The following is a 367-nucleotide window of genomic DNA, read 5'->3' as shown; positions in this document are numbered from 1 at the left end:
CGTATCCCAATCCATTATGGGGCTATGGAGAAGTATGTGCACTTAATAGTTTCAATTTACTTCAAGCTGACTTAAATTCTATTTTATCTAGGCGATATGTAAAACAGAAAGAAGTGATAGTAACAAATAATACTCTTAGAAAATATAATATTATGAAAAAAAATAAAAAGAGGAAATCTATGAACAATAGAAGTAATGGAAATGGTAAATCAAACACTGGCGGATTAAAAGTTCAGTGCTTTTGGGGCAATGACTATATTCCAATTAATGGAGTTAAGATAACTGTTAGAGGAACAACAGGTTCTGAAAATGCTAATAATATTGAATTACTTACAAATGTAGCTGGATTAACTCAAGTAATAGAATT

General features: G+C 29.7%; 1 pseudogene. It reads left to right on the top strand.

Going from position 1 to position 367, the window contains the following annotated elements:
- Nucleotides 1–179 precede the first annotated feature (179 nt).
- Nucleotides 180–367, top strand: a pseudogene (locus ACJDTP_RS27515) (spore cortex-lytic protein); the annotation flags it as partial.

The organism is Candidatus Clostridium helianthi, from assembly GCF_045310795.1.
GTDB classification, from domain to species: Bacteria; Bacillota; Clostridia; order Clostridiales; family Clostridiaceae; genus Clostridium; species Clostridium helianthi.
Note: the sequence above shows the minus strand (reverse complement) of the source record. Positions and strands in the feature narration are given on the sequence as shown.